At 36.8% G+C, this 20,763-nt stretch carries 21 protein-coding genes; 16 read left to right on the forward strand and 5 right to left on the reverse strand.

Annotated features, from left to right (window positions below):
- The first annotated feature begins 264 nt into the window (after positions 1-264).
- The 5 genes from ABD005_RS07680 to ABD005_RS07700 all read left to right on the forward strand — a co-directional run bounded on the left by ABD005_RS07680 (position 265) and on the right by ABD005_RS07700 (position 5,191).
- Positions 265-1,062: an ion transporter gene (locus ABD005_RS07680; RefSeq protein ID WP_215980456.1), complete on the forward strand. Its 798-nt coding sequence runs from the start codon at positions 265-267 to the stop codon at positions 1,060-1,062.
- Positions 1,063-1,385: 323 nt separating this feature from the next.
- Positions 1,386-2,186, forward strand: a complete 801-nt coding sequence (locus ABD005_RS07685; protein WP_343816761.1) for a hypothetical protein — start codon at positions 1,386-1,388, stop codon at positions 2,184-2,186.
- Positions 2,187-2,228: 42 nt separating this feature from the next.
- A complete protein-coding gene (locus ABD005_RS07690) occupies positions 2,229-3,311 on the forward strand; it encodes a helix-turn-helix domain-containing protein (RefSeq protein ID WP_343816762.1) in 1,083 nt (360 codons plus the stop codon).
- 602 nt (positions 3,312-3,913) lie between these two features.
- Positions 3,914-4,747, forward strand: a complete 834-nt coding sequence (locus ABD005_RS07695; protein ID WP_343816763.1) for a hypothetical protein — start codon at positions 3,914-3,916, stop codon at positions 4,745-4,747.
- Positions 4,748-4,849: 102 nt separating this feature from the next.
- Entirely contained in the window at positions 4,850-5,191 is a 342-nt protein-coding gene (locus ABD005_RS07700; RefSeq protein WP_343816764.1) for a zinc ribbon domain-containing protein YjdM, read from the forward strand.
- 31 nt (positions 5,192-5,222) lie between these two features.
- Here ABD005_RS07700 and ABD005_RS07705 read toward each other — a convergent pair whose 3' ends face one another.
- Both ABD005_RS07705 and ABD005_RS07710 read right to left on the reverse strand, forming a co-directional pair.
- Positions 5,223-6,521, reverse strand: coding sequence for a hypothetical protein (locus ABD005_RS07705; protein WP_343816765.1), 1,299 nt, complete (start codon positions 6,519-6,521; stop codon positions 5,223-5,225).
- A 97-nt stretch (positions 6,522-6,618) separates the two neighbouring features.
- Complete coding sequence (locus ABD005_RS07710; protein ID WP_343816766.1) at positions 6,619-7,719, reverse strand: endonuclease/exonuclease/phosphatase family protein; 1,101 nt, start codon at positions 7,717-7,719, stop codon at positions 6,619-6,621.
- 371 nt (positions 7,720-8,090) lie between these two features.
- Here ABD005_RS07710 and ABD005_RS07715 point away from each other — a divergent pair, with 371 nt between their 5' ends.
- Positions 8,091-10,523 carry an aminotransferase class V-fold PLP-dependent enzyme gene (locus tag ABD005_RS07715; RefSeq protein WP_343816767.1) on the forward strand — a complete coding sequence of 811 codons (2,433 nt, stop codon included), beginning with the start codon at positions 8,091-8,093 and terminating at the stop codon, positions 10,521-10,523.
- Between the two features lie 132 nt (positions 10,524-10,655).
- Here the strand turns inward: ABD005_RS07715 and ABD005_RS07720 are convergent, their stop codons facing one another.
- Both ABD005_RS07720 and ABD005_RS07725 read right to left on the reverse strand, forming a co-directional pair.
- Complete coding sequence (locus ABD005_RS07720; RefSeq protein WP_343816768.1) at positions 10,656-11,255, reverse strand: HdeD family acid-resistance protein; 600 nt, start codon at positions 11,253-11,255, stop codon at positions 10,656-10,658.
- Between the two features lie 87 nt (positions 11,256-11,342).
- Positions 11,343-11,813, reverse strand: a complete 471-nt coding sequence (locus ABD005_RS07725) for a hotdog fold domain-containing protein (protein WP_343816769.1) — start codon at positions 11,811-11,813, stop codon at positions 11,343-11,345.
- Positions 11,814-12,342: 529 nt separating this feature from the next.
- Here ABD005_RS07725 and ABD005_RS07730 point away from each other — a divergent pair.
- The 9 genes from ABD005_RS07730 to ABD005_RS07770 all read left to right on the forward strand — a co-directional run bounded on the left by ABD005_RS07730 (position 12,343) and on the right by ABD005_RS07770 (position 18,738).
- Positions 12,343-13,215: a LysR substrate-binding domain-containing protein gene (locus ABD005_RS07730; RefSeq protein ID WP_343816799.1), complete on the forward strand. Its 873-nt coding sequence runs from the start codon at positions 12,343-12,345 to the stop codon at positions 13,213-13,215.
- 130 nt (positions 13,216-13,345) lie between these two features.
- A complete protein-coding gene (locus ABD005_RS07735) occupies positions 13,346-13,855 on the forward strand; it encodes a tetratricopeptide repeat protein (RefSeq protein WP_215980448.1) in 510 nt (169 codons plus the stop codon).
- A 31-nt stretch (positions 13,856-13,886) separates the two neighbouring features.
- Entirely contained in the window at positions 13,887-14,018 is a 132-nt protein-coding gene (locus ABD005_RS07740; protein WP_343816770.1) for a hypothetical protein, read from the forward strand.
- A gap of 258 nt (positions 14,019-14,276) precedes the next feature.
- On the forward strand, positions 14,277-15,080 hold the full coding sequence (locus ABD005_RS07745; protein WP_343816771.1) for an enoyl-CoA hydratase-related protein: 804 nt from the start codon (positions 14,277-14,279) through the stop codon (positions 15,078-15,080).
- 188 nt (positions 15,081-15,268) lie between these two features.
- Positions 15,269-15,589, forward strand: a complete 321-nt coding sequence (gene sugE / locus ABD005_RS07750) for a quaternary ammonium compound efflux SMR transporter SugE (protein WP_343816772.1) — start codon at positions 15,269-15,271, stop codon at positions 15,587-15,589.
- A 349-nt stretch (positions 15,590-15,938) separates the two neighbouring features.
- Positions 15,939-16,760, forward strand: coding sequence for a DUF4241 domain-containing protein (locus tag ABD005_RS07755; RefSeq protein ID WP_343816773.1), 822 nt, complete (start codon positions 15,939-15,941; stop codon positions 16,758-16,760).
- A gap of 92 nt (positions 16,761-16,852) precedes the next feature.
- Positions 16,853-17,287 carry a GNAT family N-acetyltransferase gene (locus ABD005_RS07760; protein ID WP_343816774.1) on the forward strand — a complete coding sequence of 145 codons (435 nt, stop codon included), beginning with the start codon at positions 16,853-16,855 and terminating at the stop codon, positions 17,285-17,287.
- 101 nt (positions 17,288-17,388) lie between these two features.
- Positions 17,389-18,054, forward strand: coding sequence for a hypothetical protein (locus ABD005_RS07765; protein ID WP_252738913.1), 666 nt, complete (start codon positions 17,389-17,391; stop codon positions 18,052-18,054).
- A gap of 192 nt (positions 18,055-18,246) precedes the next feature.
- Entirely contained in the window at positions 18,247-18,738 is a 492-nt protein-coding gene (locus tag ABD005_RS07770; RefSeq protein WP_343816775.1) for a sensor histidine kinase, read from the forward strand.
- Positions 18,739-18,828: 90 nt separating this feature from the next.
- On the opposite strand, the gene ABD005_RS07775 is transcribed toward ABD005_RS07770, so the two are convergent.
- Complete coding sequence (locus ABD005_RS07775) at positions 18,829-19,722, reverse strand: LysR family transcriptional regulator (protein WP_215980442.1); 894 nt, start codon at positions 19,720-19,722, stop codon at positions 18,829-18,831.
- A gap of 109 nt (positions 19,723-19,831) precedes the next feature.
- Here ABD005_RS07775 and ABD005_RS07780 point away from each other — a divergent pair, with 109 nt between their 5' ends.
- The gene (locus ABD005_RS07780; RefSeq protein WP_343816776.1) at positions 19,832-20,710 is read left to right on the forward strand and encodes an N-acyl homoserine lactonase family protein; all 879 of its coding nucleotides are present in this window, start codon (positions 19,832-19,834) and stop codon (positions 20,708-20,710) included.
- Positions 20,711-20,763 lie beyond the last annotated feature (53 nt).

The raw sequence follows: 20,763 nt of genomic DNA on the forward strand, positions 1-20,763 counted from the left end.
TGTTTTTTATACATCGATGTCAAATTATCATGTGACTGACAACGCTGTCAAATGAGCGATTTTGAAAAATGATGTCAGTGATAACTGAACCTTATACACTATTTAACGAGACAAACTGTTTGACTTTTAGTGCTATGATGCAATTGAGGTAGTTTTAACGATAGTATCTTCAAAATTTCATTAACAATATTTGCTTTTCAATAACTTGAACTTACATTTATTACCCCAACTTATGCCATAGTTGAATTTTTCTTGGTAAATCAAATGTTATTAACAGTTAAGCCAAACAGCCGACTACATCGTTTTGTAGAAAGTAAGCCTTTTCAAAATTTTTTAATTGCGGTTATTTTATTTAATGCGATAACCCTAGGTATAGAAACCAGTGACTTTGGTAAAGCACACTCACAAACGCTCAATATTATTGATACCGTTATCCTCTATATTTTTACCATCGAGTTATTGTTAAAGCTTATTGTTTATCGAGTTTCTTTTTTTCGTTCGGGTTGGAATTGGTTTGATTTTCTTATCGTCGCTATTTCTTGGGCACCAACGAGTGGGCCACTATCCGTACTGAGAGCCTTTAGAATACTCAGAGTCTTAAGGTTGTTTTCAGTGGTACCACAAATGCGCCGAGTTATTGGAGCTTTAGGACATTCATTACCAGGCATGGCGTCGGTGGTTGGTGTACTCAGTGTTATTTTTTACGTTTCGGCCGTATTGGCTACTAAGTTATTTGGCACTAATCCTGATGCGAATATGCAAGAGTGGTTTGGAAGTATTGGTGCCTCGGCGTATACACTTTTTCAAGTAATGACATTAGAAAGTTGGTCGATGGGAATAGTGCGCCCAACTATGGAGCTTTATCCTCAGTCTTGGATTTTCTTTGTGCCCTTTATTATCATCACCAGTTTTGCCGTACTGAATTTATTCATTGGTATTATTGTTGATGCGATGCAAGTGATGCATGAAGAAGAAAGTAAGCCTGAAAAAGTGCAAGCGACTAAAGAAGATATTCTAAAATTAGAAGCGAAAATAGATGCATTGTTGGCTAAAAACAGTTAACAGTAATTGCTTTATTATGTTCACCGTAGCAGCGTTTTTAAATAGGGTAGTTAACCTCAACTTGGCTTAATAAACCTTTTTTAGTGACTTATTTACTAACTTATTTAACTAACTTATTCGTTAGATTTACTTGTAATAGTTCCCTATTGGCGCGTAAATTTTCTTTGAAGCTAGTTAAATATGTGATTTTTAAGTTATTGTTTTTATTTTTCTTTTTGTTTTTTTGACGTTTAGGTTGTTAATTTTTATCGAGAGTGACAACGAAAAAAAATTTTCATGCATAGTTTACTCGTCAATAACGACATTGATTTGAGGGAATAATAATGAAAAAAACAATAGTACTCGCGCTAACACTTTCAACAACCGTAATGGCTAGTAGTGCTTTTGCGAAAACAACGTCATGTAATACGGTTATGGCACCTGCGCAGGTTGCTCATAGCCAGTTTAATTTACATATTGACGCGAGCCAATCAACATTTGCTCCAGGGTTTGCGAGTAAAGGTTTGAAGATTCATGCTTTTGCAGAGCAAGGTAAACTTAATATTAGTGGTTCAGGTGGTAATGACCATGTAAATAGTGACGGCTTGTATTCATATCATCGCTTAAGTAATACCCACGCTATTGAACAAAGTGTGTCATTTGAAAAAGGGGCATATACAGTAGATTACTATTTTGACGATGAAGACTCTGGTGTATTCAAACAAGTTTATTCGGGTGGTCAAACGGTAATACAGGGCGACTTTTCTGTTGAAAATAAGCAAACTGAATTATTAGCACCCGAGAGTTTAGCCGGTTACACCGTTGCCTTACGCATTAAGCATACTGAGTCAGTATTACCTGGCGGGTACCCTAAAGATGCGGTTGTTATTCAGCGCTATGACGTTGATACTATGACCGGACGTGGCTTTGGTAAAGATACGGTAAATTTTACGGGCAATTATCAGTTTAATCGTACCTCCAAAACCACGGCAGTAGAGCAAAATTTGCAAATTACGGAGAACTTTTCATTACCGTACATTATGACTTATCAATTTGAAACGAAAAACTCAGGCACTTGGTCGCAAAATTTTGCCGATGGTTTAATTATTTTTTCAGGCTCGTTTGATCTTTTTGCGAGTGAGTAATAAAGCGCTTTATCACAGCAAGCTCATTTAAGGACACTGTAAATGTTAGTCAATGAACTTAGTCAAGTTTGGTATATTATGAGTGCTACGCTAGGCTTGTGGACTTTTCTAAGTTTATTGCGCAGCCCCCAAGGCGACATTATTGCTAATCGATTAATGTCGCTGTTTGTACTTTGTTTAAGTATACCAAGTATTGACGCTTATCTTTTTCAGGCAGGCTATGAAACGCCATTATGGTTATATCATGCACGGGTTACGTTAACATTACTTTATGGCCCGCTGTTATGGATAATTATTAATCGTATCGTGTTAAATAAACAACCGTGGTATTGGCAGTTAAGCCATACATTACCTTTTGTGTTTTTTAATAGCTTGCTTATTATCAACACTCAGTTTCCTTTTAATGTCTATTTACCGCTATTAGCACTACAGCTACTGAGTTATGCAGTATTATCTATACGAGTATTATTTGAACATAAGCATAAACTGAAAAGGCTTCTTGGCGCGCATAAGTTTACCAGCTTTTATTGGTTATTATTTCTCGCGATGACGCTACTCGGGTTAGTCATTTTTGATGTGGCGATATGGATATATACGCTAACCAGTGGCTCGCCAAATATTTCGCTTGTTAATGTAATAGCTTCACTAATTATCGCATTGACTAATATTATCGCGTTATTTTCGCTATATCAGCCTAATTTATTTTTTAATCACCTCATTAATATTAACATTGAGCAAGCTTCGGCTAATGATAGTCAATCATCTTATGATGGATTTAGTGCTGAAGTATCAACACAATTAGTGCAACAGTTAGCGTCTTTAATGAGTGCTGAGCAGTTATACTTAGATGGCGATATTAGCTTAGCCCAACTTGCAGGAAGGCTTAATATAAGTAGTCATCAGCTATCCGAGTTGTTAAACAACGTCATTAATCAAAGTTTTTATGAGTACTTAAATGAGTGGCGTTTAAATTATGCGTTGGAATTATTAAACAATGATAAATTTAAGTTAACGATGGCTGATTTAGCTTATCAAGCAGGCTTTAATAACAGAACGAGCTTTTATCGGGTCTTTAAACAAAAAACAGGGTTAACGCCAACGGCGTATAAAAAGAAAATGGGTTAAAAATATGTTTATAACATTAGGGCTGTTGATCTTTCGTGATTGTTTTTGCAGTTTTTTACAGCTTTTTGTGTTGGGTATTTATACCAGGCAGAGCCTTTGTCGTGTGGTTATTCAGGACAATAAGCTCCTGCATTGTCTAATAAGCTACATCCATCGTCACATAAAAAGGTGATAACACCGTAAAAATGACCAACAAACGCTGTCCGCTGCGGTTAAAACGCTTTTATCTCGAACAACATTTAACCGCGAAAGAGCAACAGCCCCTAAGCTTTTGCTGATTTTTAAATAGTAATAAGGCTATAATGCGGTGATAAAGTTAATTAACCTGAGCTCGGCTTAACAAATGTTTCTCTAGCAGCTACTTTTCCTAACTTCTTCGTTAAATTTACTTGCAATAGGCCAGCTATTGACGCGAAATTTGCCTTGCTTATCATATGAAAAGAAGAAAAACTATCAAGCTAGAGGTTCATAAAAGTAATTTTTTATTATATTTCAATTTGTTAAATATCTCTTAAACCGAGTTCAGGTTAATTACGTTTTTTAGTTATCTATTTTCAATTAGTTATATTCAACTATTATTTTTTAATAAAGGTTAGCCGTTAATGTTATCTTCGCTGTTTAAAGTAAGCCCTTTTCAAAACCAGCCAGTTGTTGATGAAGCAAGTAGGGCGTGGATTTTTGATAGCTTTGTTTGGTGCATTGAACAACTTGACGGCGATTTTTTTTACCAGCACAGTGAATTAGTGTTGCCCAATAATAGTTTTTACCCAGGCAGCGCTAGCAGTGCGGTTGCCTTAGCCGATATTATTTTTGCTAATACTCTTAAATATAGCGGCATGAGTTCATGGCCAATTAAGTTAGTATCAAATGAAAATTTTTATCCAAAAGCTATGCCGCAGTTGCTTTTTAAAACAGCATTACGCGGGGATACTTGTCAGATAGCAAATCAGGCTGAAATTGACACCATAGACATTCCTTTTCATGTTAGTCAGCTTAATCAACCTCAAGATTTAATAGCCTACTTAGTCCAGCGAAAAGCAGGGATTTTAGTCAATCAGCGTGGAGTTATAGCGCCTGGTGGTAAAGATGCGTTTGCGCAAACTGTTGATCTAGTTTCTTGTTTTATGGGCTTTGGTGTTATTTTTGCCAATACCGCCTATCAATTTAAAGGCGGTTGTGGTTCGTGTAATAATCGTAACCTTAACCGACAAGCGGCATTACCTGAACTAGAAACCGTTTATGCGTTAGCTTTATTTTGTGTGCTTAAAGGTAGTGATATTAAGCCGGTTAAAAAAGCATTAAAAGCACATCTTTATAAGCCGTTTCGCCGTGCTCATAAAGAAATATCACAGTACTTACGTGAAACCTCTCACCCTACTCATGCGCTGTTAGCACTAACTAATCAGCAATTCCTTACGAATAAACTAATTGACTAAAACTAGTCGCTCAAGAGCTTAATATTGCTTAGTGTGTAGGTTTTAATCGTAACTTTTCACTGATAAAATAACGGTGAAATAGACTAATTAAATAAGTTAACAATGAGTGAAATAATGCCCCCTTGTCCTAAATGCCAGTCTGAATATGTTTATCAAGATCAATCATTACTCGTTTGCCCTGAATGTGGGTTGGAGTGGGATCCTGTTGAAGCGAGCGCTGAAGAGAATATTAATGTTAAAGATGCAAACGGCGCTTTATTGGCAGAAGGAGACAAGGTTACAGTGATTAAAGATTTAAAAATCAAGGCAAGTTCACAAGTAATCAAAATTGGTACTAAAGCGTTGATCAGACGCATAAAAGACAGTAAAGATCATGAGCTTGATTGCAAAGTCGATGGTATTGGTGAAATGATGGTCACCGCTAAGTATGTAAAAAAAGCTTAATACACTACTGCGGGGAGTGCAATTGCCTAGTTTAAACGCTGCTTGGTAAAAAGTGTTTTATGGTGGTAGTTAAGTCTTGTTGATATTGCTGTTGTGATTTAGGGGTGAAAAATTGCCCATGTTCACGCTCTTCACCTTCGCGAGTTTGGTAAACGATATTTAACAAAGACTTATTTGATAACAAAGGACTCAAACGCCTTAGTGCTTGTTGTTGATCATCATTCGTCAGTGAGGTGACCGAGCCTTGTGTTTTGTCACTTAATAAATTTTCAAGCCCGATTGTGGCTACTTCTAGATAGGCTATTTGCTCTTTTCTATGTAGTTTATTTAGTTGAACACCGATATTTTCAAGCTGAGTATCACCAAAGCTATATTCTGAAAGTAACGACACGGTCTGCTCTACCATGACAGCAACTGTTTCATGAAGATTATCGCCATAACCTTTTCGGTAGCCAACATCAGATGAATTGAATACTTTCATTTCTAAAAAAGGGTTGGCTTTTAAGGCTAAGTTACCAATGAAAGATAAAATACTGTCTTTGGTGTTCTCGCTTTTATTCATTAGCGCGTTGAGCAATGCTTCTCCTTGTTCTCGGTCAAAGCCTAGAACATTAAGTAATTGGCTTTGTTGAGTTGAAGTGTACTGGTTAAGTTTATTAACTAAAGTAGCCGGCGACTCAGCGTCAATAACCGTGGAGATAAAATTTTGTAAATCATTAGCGCTTGATCTGGGATTGTTATATTCGCCTAACGGAGAATAAGTGACTTGGTTTTTCTTTTGTTCACGGTAAATGTTAACTTGTTCCGTGTATTGGCTTGCGTTTTCAATTAACTGCTCTCGTACTGGGCGTTTACTGTTGGCGAGTACTTCAAGAAATTGTGCTACTTTTTCAGCACCAGAGCGCTTGCCATGTTTAGCATATTCATTTAAATGGGTGTACAGCATGTTGGCTGACACACCAACACCAGCAATAACATCACTTAACTGGGTAAGTTGTTTTTCATCTAAAGAAGGTACCATAGCTAAAAGGTCATCATTGCTGGTTACCCCCATTCTAGCTAAATGAATGAACTTATCTTCAGGAAGCTTTTCGTAAAGTAGCGCCAGCTTTTCTTTTTTTTCATCTGAAAATTCGGCTTGAATAGGCTCTTTTAACCAATTAGCAAAGTTGAAATTAACTTTAGCGACTTCACTGATAAATAATGTTTGTGACGTGGTAGGCGTAGTACTTTCATTGTCGGTGAGCGTTTTTTGGGGGACCGTTAACTTGTCGCTAGCATGGCTGAGAGTCACGGTATTACTAACATATGGGTTAACTGAAAAGTTCACGTTACATTCCTTGTATTGAGAATAGCTTCTTTACAATAAAACGTATCGGCAATGTTGAGTAATACTTGAGCTTTTTATCAGATAAAAAGCTCAAGTATTAATACCTTAACGTTAAAGTTACTAGCACAATACCATGATCAGTACTTTCACCGTCACGATCGAATATTGGGTTAATTAAATGTCTATCATAGGTGTGATAATGACTCACCTCATACAAGCTGTCATGATAACTAGCATCAAATTCACACGAAAGTAAAATATAGTCGAGCACTGAGCTGCTGGCGCCAAAATAGTGAGTGGCATTACGGGTTAGTGTTTTACTTTGGTTTTCATCTTGAGTTAACGCTTTGTGCTTAATTTTATCAGTTTCACCTAGCTCATCGTTTTCATTACTGAGTAGTGTTTGAAATAAGTGCCATGCGTCATATAAGCAATATTTAGCAAGATAAGCCTCACTATCAATTGCAGAAGCAAAGCGTAAGCTGTGGGTGAGTAGGTGGCTTAATACTCCATCTGCTAAGGTGTTGTTAAAATCGCCCATGAGTACCATAGGATGATTGGTAGTTTCACGTCGTTTTATTATATCGACCATTAGTAATGCCGCTTCGCTGCCGCGCTGTACCGTTGAACCCCAACTTCCAGCAACTTGCGCTTTAAGTTGCTCAATAATACTTTGCTCACCAGAATAACTGTTATTACTGTCATCAAAATCTAGCATTGAACGCTTTGATTTAAAGTGCACAACATAGCAATCACAATGCCCAATATGAGGAGCATCAACAGTTGCTCTTAATACTTGTCGACTAAAAGCAAAACCTTCACTTAACCCAAGCACTTTCCCAAGCTCAATGTCGGGCTTTACCGCGTTGATTTCAACAATAGGGTAGCGTGAGGCGAGGGCAACCACAGGGTGTTTATAAATAAAGTCATCAATGACTTGAGGCTCATCAACCACTGCAAAATATTTATAGCCCTGTGCAGCAACTAATACTCTTAACGACTCAACACTAAAAACCTCTTGAAAACCAATAATGTCAGGTTGGTATTCTTGTAAATAGTTGATGATCCATTGCTGCTTTTTCTGCCACTGATCGACACTATAAATACGTTCAAATTCATAATAGGCATTAGGAGGCTCAAGATAATTAAATAAATTGAACGTGGCTATTTTAAGTTGAGAATTTTCAATGTTTTTCAATGATGAAGCATAATTAATAAGCTTTTCATCTGCAGTTTTTTTGGGGTTGATAATGCTAACTCGACTGAAGATTAATGGGTAATTATAGTGTATCAGTTATAGCCTATCACTTATTAAAGTGTTGGGTTGTTTTTTTATTCTATCAACTAAGTAAAACTTAGTTGTATTTATATTATTTAATGTAGCTGTTAGGTTCTATTTTTTATATTTTGCTATTTTTTGAAATTAATTACCTTTTTGCGCTGATTTGTACGTTAATACGCAAAATAAAACTGCCTATGACATGACACAATTATCTTATGAATATTAACGCGAGTAACGCTTAAAAGTCGCTACCCGTATTATAAAGTCACATAAGAGATTTTACCCTGATGATAATGCCTAACAATACGCAACCTTTTAGTTTAGTTTACCTTGATGCTAATGCGACGACTCAAGTGTTACCGCAAGCAGCAGCAGCTGCGCTAACAGCGATGGAAACACAGTTTGGCAACCCAAGTAGTAGCCATATTAGCGGGCTACAAGCAAAAAAAATGATGGATAAAACTCGCCAGCAAGCAAAGGCAGTTATCGGCGCTGATGAAGGGAGCGTTATATTTACCAGCGGAGCTACCGAAGGTATTCAAACTGCTATTTTATCAGCATTGCTTGCTGTGAAAAAAAGTCGTGCTACGCGTATAAATGACGCTAAGAGTTACAGTTTATTATATGGTGCAACAGAGCATAAAGCGGTAGCTGAATCCCTCAAACATTGGAACGATATTCTAGATATTGGTGCGACCGTAAAAGCGATACCGGTCAATAGCAGCGGCCAGCTTGATTTAAGCTTTATTGCGAAAGAAGTTCCGAATGCGTTAATGGTTTGCACTATGGCTGTTAATAATGAAACAGGGGTTTACCAAGATATTGCTTTATTAGATAAAACGATACGTGAACATAATCCTCAAGTTGCATGGATGGTAGATTGCGTACAAGCATTAGGAAAAACACCTTTAAACCTAGCTAGCACCAGTATTGATTATGCTCCTTTTAGTGGCCATAAACTCTATGCCCCTAAAGGCATAGGGTTTTTATATGTTAAAGAGCATGCACCATTTACACCAGTCATTGCTGGTGGTGGTCAAGAAAGTGGCTTACGATCTGGCACTGAAAACCTTCCAGGGTTAGCGGCATTAAGTGTAATTTTTGATATGCTTTTAGCTGTGGACCATCAAACAAATGCGCAGAAAAGTGCGTTAGTAGAAGAACAAGAGCGAAGTAAAACACCTTTTGCTCCCATTGAAACCTTACACTTATATCGTCAGCAGTTAGCTTCTGCTTTGCAAAAAGCTTTTCCGACAATTGTTTTTAATCATCGTTTTGACAACTCGGTGGCGACCACGCTGAATTTTGCCATTCCAGGTTTTAGCTCAAAAGAAATAATGGACTTATTTGATGCTGCTAATGTACGGGTTAGCTCAGGATCTGCGTGTAGCTCTAAGGTGACGCGTAGTTTTGTGCTAGATGCTATGGGGCTACCAGCGTGGCAAAGTGAGTCTGCAATTAGAATGTCTTTTGGCCCAGCAATGACACCTGCTGACATTGATATTGCTTGTGAACGCATCTTGCTAATCGCTCAAACGCTAGCCAATAGCTGCTTAACGCCTGATAGTAAAGTGGCTATCAGTACTGCCGTCAATAGTCATGATGGCAACAGAGATAAAGCCAAAATAAATGGCTTAGTACAATATAAAGTGGGTGGCAGTTGTACTTGGCTATATATTGATAATAAAGCAAAGTTAGCCTTTATTATTGATCCACTAGCGCAAGTAACTAATAGGCTTAGCACTATGCTTAGCTGTCAAGGGCTGCACTTAGCTGCCGTTATTGATACTCATGGTCATGCAGATCATCAATCTTGTCGTACTGACATTGCTAAAGCTTGCTTAAGTACACAGCAGAGTGATGAGTTAGGTTGGCCGCTTAACGCGCATAGTGTGATTTTTGGCGAGCAAGAATACCAATATATAACGATTGGTGATAAATGGTTATTAAGAGTTGTCACGCCAGGACATACCAATGACAGTATTAGTTTGCTGTTGTGTGATCCAGTGACTAAATCATCAACGCATTTAACGGTGTATTATGCCTTTTGTGGTGATTTGATTTTAATGGGCAGCTTAGGTCGTACTAATTTTGATAATAGTAGTGCGCTCGCAATGTATGAAAGTTTACAGCACATACAATCACTTATTGGTGTTAATAGCCTTATTTGTCCTAGTCACGATTATCATCATGAGTTTACTACCAGTATCGCTGGTGAAGTTTCTCGTAATACTCTACTTGCACAAGTGATGAACAATGAAATAAGTAAAGACGAGTTTTCGCGTATAAAGGCGAATTTAGATAAAACCATTATAGATGAAACTGGTCATGAAATTATGTGTGGCGCACTCAGTATTAAGCCATGTACTAATACAAGTATTAATAATGAACATAGCGTTGCTGCGACTAAGCAAAAGACTGTTATAGAGCAATATAATAGTGACTCTCTCGCAAAGGCTATCAAGCAAAAAGAGCTATTACTTATTGATATTCGTGAATCACATGAATACGCCTTACAGCACGACGCACAGTTTACTTATAATGTGCCGTTAACGCGTTTAGTACAGTTTATAAAAGAGCATAGCTACGATAAATCAAGACCATTAGTACTCATTTGTCGTAGCGGTAGTCGCTCTTTACTAGCTGCTCAGGCGTTAGTACGTTTAGGTTTTAATAATGTTGGTAATATGCAAGGTGGTTATGCGCACCATCGTTATTAATATAAGCGTTTATCGTTGAAACTGGTGAGTGAATTAACTAGTCGAGTAAAGCAAAGTCAGCCAAAAAATAACGCCAGCATTTATGCTGGCGTTATTTTATAAATATTAATTCCACAATTAGAAGCGCTAAGGTTAGTTGATTATTTTTTCTTGTGTTTTACTCATGTGATTAGCAATAGTTAGCAAGGCAATACCATCAAACAAAAACGTTACGCCAATAATTAGCCCAACAATCCAAGCGCTGGCAAATGGCCAATTTGTTAGAACAATAACACCGAGTATGAAAGACAATATACCATTGAGTATGTTAAATATTTTGGCTGAAGACTGTAACTGAAAGGCAAGCACAATAGCGCTGAAGCCACTGATTAATAAATAAATGGCAATTAATAAGCCTAATACTCCAAGTATAATTGCAGGGTGCGTAAAAATAATAAGCGCTAGCGCGGTTAGCACAAAAGGTTTAAACCATAACGAGATATTACTGTTTTTGTTATGCCAAGCGTTAAAAGCTAATGCAAATGCTGCTAATAAAAACATAGCACCAACGTAAGCGTTAAGCGCAATGCCTATAAAGCTAGGCGCTAAAATAGCTAAAACGCCAATCAATATCATTATAGTACCAATGGTTTTAGTATTTTTTATTAACGCCAATTTGAATTGTTGTGCGCTGGTTTCGCGTGTTATTTCAGAGGCTTCAGGTTGCTCAGGGGGGGAAATAATGTTGCTCATGTTTTATCCTTAAGTGTGTTTTTATTATTGTCTAACTATTGTTTGACTATTATCTTGATTTTAAAAGCATATTTGTTAGTAGTAAATTTATTTTGTTGGCTTTTCTGATATCCAAAGTTTGATAGTGCCCTTTACAACAACTACATCATTTTCATCATAAGCGGTAATATTAACCAGCATATCGCCGGGCTGCCAATCTTCGGCATTCACTTTGGCGACACAGCGAATATCACTGCCTGCTTTGGCGGTGTAATCTACGGTCATCCCTTTAGGTATCCACCGTAGGTGCTTTGGAATAGATGACTCAGCCATTACGCCCATCGCCATCTCTAAACCGTTACAAATCGCAATAACATGCACGGTTTTTATATGATTAAAAACTTTCTTTCGTTTCTTAATTAAACACGTACATTGATTAGGGGATAACTCTGAAATATACGGGCTAATTGTTGCAAAATAAGGTGCTATACGGCTGACAATTATAGAGAATATTTTTTTACCGAACGGATATTTTTGGAGCTTGTGATACAGGGATAGTGTTTTATTTGTATTGCTCATTATCGCGCTTACCGTTTAATTTAAAGGTGGCTTTAAAGTTAACTTATCACTCGACGTTATTATCTACAAATAATTGTTATTTTATGAGGGTGTTAGCGTGAATTTATAGGTTGGTTTTCACCTTCAGCAGAGGCTGGTAGACAGGTGAGAAAAATTCACCAGTAAAGTGAAATTATCTCGTTTGTTGATGAGGATTGGAAAGCATAAGATAGTTTCACTTTCTTAGTCTCCCCGATTATTTGAAAGTTATTGTTTGTGGTAATTATCTAAAAATTATTTTTTAAGGTAGTTATTAAATTGATAAATTGTTTCATTTGTAGACTTAAGGGCATTTTTATGCCCTTTTTTTTTGCCATTAACCCCTGACTTTATAAGCTAGGCTAAAATGGTGCAAACAATCTTAATTGGTGCAATCTTAAAAATTAAACGACCGTAAAAATAAAAAATATAATTTAAAATCATACTCTTATGTTTTGGAACGTATTTTGCTATATGTGATTGTCGTCATCAATATAGATTAATTATGCCAATTCAAACACCAATACGTGGTTTACGTTCTTTTTGCGTCGCTTCAAAATGTTTAAGCTTTAAACATGCGGCTGCACAGTTATTTTTAACTCCTTCAGCAGTTAGCCATCAAATAAAACAGTTAGAGGAGCAGTTAGGCTTTATTCTTTTTGAACGTGGTACCCGTTCAATTGAGTTAACTCGCTCAGGAAAGCATTTCTATCAGTCAATACAGCCTATTATCCATCAATTAGAGTCAACTATTTCTGAGTTTACTAGCAGCCAAAAAAATAAAACTATTACCATCAGTTTACCTGAGTTTTTTGCTAGTGAGTTGTTTATTCCACGTTTAAACGAATGGTCAGATAAAAACCCAGAAGTTAATCTTCAATTACAAACCATTAAAGCTGGTGATGCAGCAGTACAAACAGCTGACTTATCAATAATGCTTGCAAATGGTAAGCCTAATGCGAGTATCGTTCACGAACTTTTTCCTATGCGTTATGTTGCTGCTTGTAACCAAGAGCTCTATCGAAAATTAAAAATAAAAGGGCACGAAGCGCTAAAAGATACTCCACTAATTTTACATAGTTCTCGTCCTTGGTCTTGGCATAAATGGGCAGATCATGTAAATGTACACGACTTTGACCCTAAACAAATCATTCAGTTTGACAGTATGTATGGCGTAACCCGCGCAGCGCAACAAGGGCTAGGGATTGCATTAGTGCCTATGCCTATAACCAAAACATGGTTTAGTGAACAATTATTAGTGAAGCTGTTTGATGAGGAGTTAAATACAAACGATCGCTATTATTTAATACAGCATGACAATATGGAAAAAAATCTTGAACTCACATTGTTTTCAAATTGGATTAAAGCAACATTTGCACAGTAGTTAAATTAGCTATGTCACTATGGGTGAAAATTATTCACTCAATGGGTTTATTTTGATCGTTTGTCGACTCAATTATTAACTCTTATAGTAAAGCTGCATCAACAAGGTGTGCTGCTTAAGAGAGATAAACATGAATTGTAAACCTATTTATTTAACCACATTATTTTTAGCATTGAGTCATTCAGTTGTAGCTTTTGCAAGTACTCCCCCGTTAAAGGTAGCTGTTATTGAAGGAGCAACGGCAACGAATGACTTAGTAAAAGGAAGTTCTAAAGCGAGCATTTATAAAATAAAAAGTAGCTCTAAGGGTATTACCACCAATGACGATAAAATAAACTTATGCGTTGCTTATTTACAGGCAGGCAAATTAAAAAAGTCTGAGTCAGCTTGTACTGCTGCAATTAATAGTATTGAAGCGATGAGTTTAGAAAGCGAAAAAGCACTCTATTTAACGTCTTTAAGCTATAGCAACCGCGCTATATCTCGTTATAAAAATAATGATATATCTGGTGCTATTGAGGATTTAAATACCGCCGTTTCTATTGACCCAAATACAATTGCGATGAGTAATTTAAATGTAATTAAACAGCATTTATATACGTCAGTTACTGACCGTTTAACAGCAACGTCAAGCTTATAATAGGGTATAACAGTTAATTGGGAGCTTTAACATGCTAAAAGTTATAATTAATAATATTTCTTCTGTAGTAAGTTTGTTAAGTAATATGAACTACTTATCAATTAGCCAGTGGGATGTGGAGCAAACGGACTCGCCAAAATCGACTGATAATATAAAACCTTAAGGTAACTTATAGGTATTAGGCTCAAGAAGATAGGGCGAAATAAAATGAAAAATCTGAACGGTAGCAGCCATTTCATCAATACTGAACGCGTATTATGTGTTGATAAAGTGATACTGCTACCATGATTAAATAAATACCATCGACTTCAAAAAAATAAGACATCAACCTTACCTAAATGCTTTTTCTTGCATTAATATACGAGAGTGTGACATCTTCAATTGATAGTAATTACTTTGTATATAAGCTGAGCCTATCAATATGCCTACTTTTCAATTTCTAACCTTAACGCTCATTAATCGTGTTTTGCATTTACAGCTTGCTCGCCCTGAAAAGGCAAATGCGATGAATAAAGTTATGTGGTTTGAAATAGGGGAGGTGTATCGCTGGATAACAACGCAGAATAATATTCATGCGGTGGTATTAAGCGGTAAAGGTAAACAGTTTTCTTCAGGGGCAGATATTAATTTTTTATTGCAAGTGATGGAGTCAGCAGAGAACTTTCAAGGTGATAAAACTGAACACTTACGTTTAGCTATTTTGAATATGCAACAATCTTTTTCGGCTATCGCTGAATGTCCTGTACCTACTATTGCCGCAATTCATGGGGTATGTGTTGGCGGTGCTATTGATTTGATTTCTGCCTGTGATATTCGCTTAGCGTCATACCGCTCTTATTTTAGTATTATGGAGACTCAATTAGGTATTCCTGCTGATATGGGAACCTTACAACGGCTACATAGTAACTTATCTAATGGGCAACTACGTGAATTAGCTTTTACTTCCGCTATTTTTTCAGGGCGAAAAGCGAAACAATGGGGCCTAGTCAATAATATCTATTTCACGCGTAAAGGGTTAATGAAAGCCGCTTTTAAATTAGCAAATACTATTGCCGAATTACCTAGCTATGCGGTTCAGGCAACTAAGTGTAGTTTAAATGTAAATACCAATGCTATTGTTGCTGAAGGGCTAGATACCATCGCAACCATTAATGCTGAATTGTTACCTTCACCAGCAGCAACCTCGCAAATAGCAGCACTTAAAACAAAGTTAAAAAAGTCGTAGACTTAGGGTCAGCACTAAATAACTTACCTAATAATATAACCCAACAGTTACTTAATGGTTATTTAACTTGATGAGCAATGGTAGTGGTTATTACTCGTTAGCTAGAAAACTATATTTCTTAGAAGTGTGGACGACCTCACCTCTCGATAACTTACCAGGGGACGACCCCTATATTAATAGAGGTGTATATGAGTTGGTTTATTCTTTTCATAGCGGGGCTGCTTGAGATTTTTTGGGCGATTGGGCTTAAGTATTCTGATGGTTTTACCAAGTTTTGGCCGAGTGTTGGTACTGTATTATCGCTCGTCGCCAGTTTTATATTGTTAGGTATCGCAATGAAAGACTTACCTGTTGGTACAGCTTACGCAATATGGGTAGGTATTGGCGCTGTTGGCACAGCTATACTAGGTATTATGCTGTTTAATGAGTCAGCAGATATACTTAAAATAGTGAGCCTGGGTTTTATTTGTGTGGGTATTGTTGGCCTTAAGTTGGCGCATAATGCTTAGTAGTTATTTTTGGGGGCTACTTAGGCGGTTATTTGAGGAGAAATAATCGCTTATTTTTGTCACTTGATTTTTATGTTTCATTGCAACTGTCTGAAATAATACCCGTTTACACTGAACCCCAGTACCGCTCAATCTTTGTTAGTAATAAGTAAAATATTTTTGCTATCTCTAATACTATTGTTGTAACCTTCATTGGCTTTTTCATGTGAATTATTGCTAGTTATTTACCTTTAGTTATAGCCAACCAGTGTCAATGATTTATGGTGGCGTGTAGTGCTTAGCAAAAAATTCAGGTTAAGTTAATTATTTTTGCCATGGTTTATGGCATCAGGCAGTATAAGGGTATTTTATGCCATACCCAAATGGACCTGAATGGTCAGCGTTACAAAATAGAATCATCACTAATGAAGATGGTAAAATTGAGCTAAGTACTGTTGCTTGTGGCAAGTTAAAACTTCCTTCTGGGCAGTTAATGGTTTGTGACCCTTTTGCTGCAATGAGTAAGTCAGGTAATGCATTTATTCAAATTAAACCAGGGGAGTACGAGGTTATTGTAACCGTTGCTGATGTTAGTGCTGATTTAGATGGTAGTCATTTTCGTGAAGCTTACGCGAGTTTAATTCTTGATGAAACCCAGGCTGAAAGTACGCGACAACCTCTTGAGCTTACCCTTACAGAGGAGCCATCTCAACAACCTCTACAAGACGGTGAGTTTTATGGTTACGGTGTTGATGCTGGTACCGCTTGCTTTGCGGATGCACAAACTATTAAGTCGGATATGCCTGACGAAGATACATGGTATGACGATTTATTTGAAAGTGAAAACCGCGATAGTTGGTTTGACCAAATGGATGATGAAAAATTAATCCGTCGTGGTATTGCTAATATTAGGCTGCCGTTAACTAATAGTGATAATAATTTAATATTATTTCACTCTGGTTGGGGAGACGGGTTTTATCCCGTTGTTGGTGGTTACAGTGCAGATGGCACTCTTATTGCGATACATACCGATTTTCATGTTGTTGAATTGTCTGAATATGAAGATGAAGATGAAGATGAAGATAAAGATGAAACCACCGATTCAGCTACTCAACCTTTAGTAACTGAGTCCTCAGTTAACGCTGAGGTCATGACTAGAGAGACTAAACCATGGTGGAAATTCTGGTCATAGTACTGCTAAATTATAGCGCTTTCCTCGTTTATTATTTATGTTAACTAACGGTCAAAACCGCGTTATGTGGGGTTAAATGGATTTTAGATTATATGATTAGAATTGCAACCATGCATGACTTAGAGGGCGTTCTTCGCCTATACAAGGAACTCCGTCCTTTTGATCCAAAGCTAGAGGCTGACTTTGTCAAAGAAAAGTGGGCCGATATCATTAATGACAGCCAAACATTTATCGTGGTCGCCGATATTAACGGTCAATTAGCCTCAACATGCGCTTTGAGTCTCAATAAAAGTATTGCTAATCAAGCAAGGCCTTTTGGCATTATCGAACACGTTATTACGTTAAATAAATTTCGCCGCCAAGGGTTAAGTAAAAAAACGCTAGAGTTTGCAATTTCTTTAGCTTGGAAAAGTAACTGCTGTAAAGTGATGCTGTTGTCTGGGGAGCAGTTACAAGGGGCTCATTCTGTCTATGAAACTGTAGGTTTTAAAAGCGGTATAGAAAAAGGTTTTGTTATTAAACCCTAGGAATAATATAGAGTTTACTAATGTTTATGTGAGAATACTCTAACTATATGTTCAATTAAATTTTTCGGCACTATGTGCCTTTTTTGCAAAAGGATTTCACGATGAAAACGGTATTACTTTTATTAATCACGGTATTTTCAGGAGTAGTTATGGCAACACAAAGTACAGAGCCTTTGCCTCAACATTTACAAGAAGAAGTGTCGGTAGACATTAAAGAAAGAACACTATATCCCATTATTAAGCCCGGTGACTGGGTTGGAGTAAAACATGGTGCGGTTTATTCAACCTTGGTTGGCACTAAAGAAAGCCCCGAAGTAGTCATAGGTTTTGGTTACGAGACCACTGACAATTTTATATTTTTAACGCACCAAGAGAGTAAAAAGATTGACTTAAATGTTGCGGTTGCAACAGCCTTTAGCAATATTGATGCAATGGACGTCACTTTTATCGCCGCTGAGGCACTTGATAACCAAGTGCTAACCGCCAGTGGTCAATCTTTTAGTAGTGAAGCGATATTATCTAAAAAGCAGATGTTAAAAGCTCACAAGATGTTAAAGGCTGAAAAATTACTGGTTTCAATTGCAAGAAGAACAGGCTTGATGGTGATATCAAAAGAGGCCTCTGAAGAGTTATTAAATATGTTTGTCTATTTACATCACGATGCATGGAGTGATGATAGTTACGGTAATGCTCCTATAGCGAATATGCTCTTTGTTATGGAAGAAGGGGAAATAGTGGGAACTATTCCATTAAGTACTAGCGAGTAACACCTTTAGCAAGCAGTAAAGACGGGGTAAGCTAACTCTTCTCACTCGAGCTAAGCTTTTCTAGTCAAATAGGTATTCGCCACTGAATGAGGCGTTATTTTTATTAAAATATAGCGTTAGTAGAATTAACTTAATATCCTACGAGAATTTTCTCGCGACCCATTAGTTGCGTAAAACTTAAAGGAGTATGTGGTGAGCACATCTGAAGAATTAATTAAATCATTTATCGTTGATTACAAAATATGGAATGACACTCCGGTTGAACTATTGTTAGATGACAATATGACAAGTTTTACAACTTACCCTGCTAAAATGTCGCAAGTCTTTACCAACATCATATCAAACTCGGCAGTACACGCTTTTGAAGCAAACGAGGAGAGTAATGAGGGCAAAATTATTATTTCAGCAAAGGTCTGTAACGATATTTTGTCGATTAACATTAGTGATAACGGTCAAGGGATGACAGATGAAGTGAAAAGTCATATCTTTGAGCCTTTTTACACCACAAAGCGTGGTAAAGGTGGAACCGGATTGGGCTTAAGTATTGTTCATAATATTATTAAAAATAATTTAAATGGTGAGTTCAAAGTAGAGTCAACTTTAGGTAAAGGCACGTGCTTTAATTTAGAGCTACCTTCATTGAGCAATATTAATAAAAGTCTTAGCCATAAATCTGCTGTTTAATTATTTAATGTTATTTCTCATGTGAATCGATTATTTAGCTACAGTATTAAAGTTAGTGATTAGTCGTAGTTGCGGAAAGTCGATATATTTCTAATTAATATAATCGTTAAAGTAATTGACTACAAAGCTTTTAAACAATTCATGAGAGGTTGCTAACTGTATATTTTTATGAAATATCATGTTGAAATCTAACGTTCGGTATTGGAAATGATGTGGCTCTGTAATTTGCCATACACTTTGCTCTTCAAGCTCATCTTTAATAAAGAAATCCAGAAATATTCCCACTCCCATACCAGCAAGTACCGCGTTCTTATAACTAAAAGCGTCGTTAATCGTAGTGAATTGATCAAGAGGTTTTTTAATGCCAATTTTTTGCAAATAAGTGCGTAAGGTTGATAAGTTGACGTAAGAGGGGATTAGCAGTGTGTCGGTTATCATTCGTAGCTGATCAGCTGGGGCTAAGTTTTTGGTAAAGCTAGCAGGAGCACATAAAATAGTACAGGCTCTAAAGAGTTTAGTAGAGCGTACTTGAGAGTCACTTAAAAAGCCCCCTCGAAAAGCAAAGTCAATATCTTGCTCAATTAAATCCAAATTATTGTTGGAGGTTATAATGTCGAGTTTTATTTGTGGATATTGCTTAGTAAACATTGCTAACATTGACATAACGCGACCTTGGGTCAATATTTGTGGCAAAGTGATGCGTAGGATACTCGCGGTATTTCGTGTATCGTTGGAAAATACCGACTCAGCTTGGGCTAAGCTCGTTAATACACTTTTACATTGATGATAAAAAGCCTTACCTTCACCCGTTACCTTGATGTTTTTGGCATCACGTATAACTAAATCTGTACCATAATATTTTTCTAATATTGATAGGTGCTTACTCACCGCTGATGGGCTTAGATTTAAGTAATGAGCCGCATTTTTTAAGCTTTTCTTGTCGATTATCGCTACATAGCTTTTATAGTAAGTTAATTTATCCATCTGACTTCTCTTTAAGGTTCCATTTGTTCACCTTTATTGTGATTATACATCACTTTTTTTCATTTTTTAACTGCCCTATACTTGGTTCAACTTAAAGAGGAGTTCAAAGATGAAAAAATTAATAAGCAAAATAATAACAGTGTCTTGCGTAATGCTGTTGTCAGCAACCGTAAGTGCTAAGACTATATCTATAGAAAGTTTAAACGCTAAAAGTACGGTAAAAATTAAACTTTATGTACTTGACTGTGGCACGATTCAAGCGAGAGATATGTCACTGTTTAACCCTTTGCTCTCTACGCGAAAACCGATGAATATGGCTGTTCCTTGCTATGTTATTAAACACCCCACTAAAGGTATATTGGTGTGGGATGCTGGTTTACAAGATGACATCGCGAAATCTAGCCATGGTGTAGAAGCGCATCAAGGCGTGTTCCATTTAACTGTAAAAAGAACGATGCTCTCCCAGTTAAAAGAAATAGGGGTCGAGCCAAAAAATGTTACTTATTTTGCTCCCTCCCACTTGCACTTAGATCACAGTGGTAATGCTAATTATTTCACGCAGAGTAAATTATTAATGCAAAACAGTGATTACCAGTTAGCTTTTTCAAAAGATGCTGCTAAGTATGGTTTTGATGTTAATCACTACTTTGAACTTAAAAGTGCTGAACATGTGCCGCTTAATGGTGACTATGATGTTTTTGGTGATGGCTCTACTATTATTTTAAGTACTCCTGGGCATTCACCTGGACATCAGTCACTGTACCTTAAACTAGTGAAAACAGGCGATGTTATCTTAAGTGGTGATCTTTATCATTTTGCAGAAAATAGAGCGAATTATGGTATACCAGTATGGAATGATAAAAAACAAACAATTCAATCATTTGCCAAAATTGACCATATTTTAGATAATACCTCAGCCAGTTTATGGATTCAGCATGACCCAGAAGAAGCTAAATTAAAAAACATGTCACCTAACTTTTATGATTAGCAATAGCAAGCGGTTAGATATTTATACAACTAAAAATTATTAGTAAAACTGTC

Origin of the sequence: Colwellia asteriadis, from assembly GCF_039523295.1 — a bacterium.
GTDB lineage: Bacteria > Pseudomonadota > Gammaproteobacteria > Enterobacterales > Alteromonadaceae > Colwellia > Colwellia asteriadis.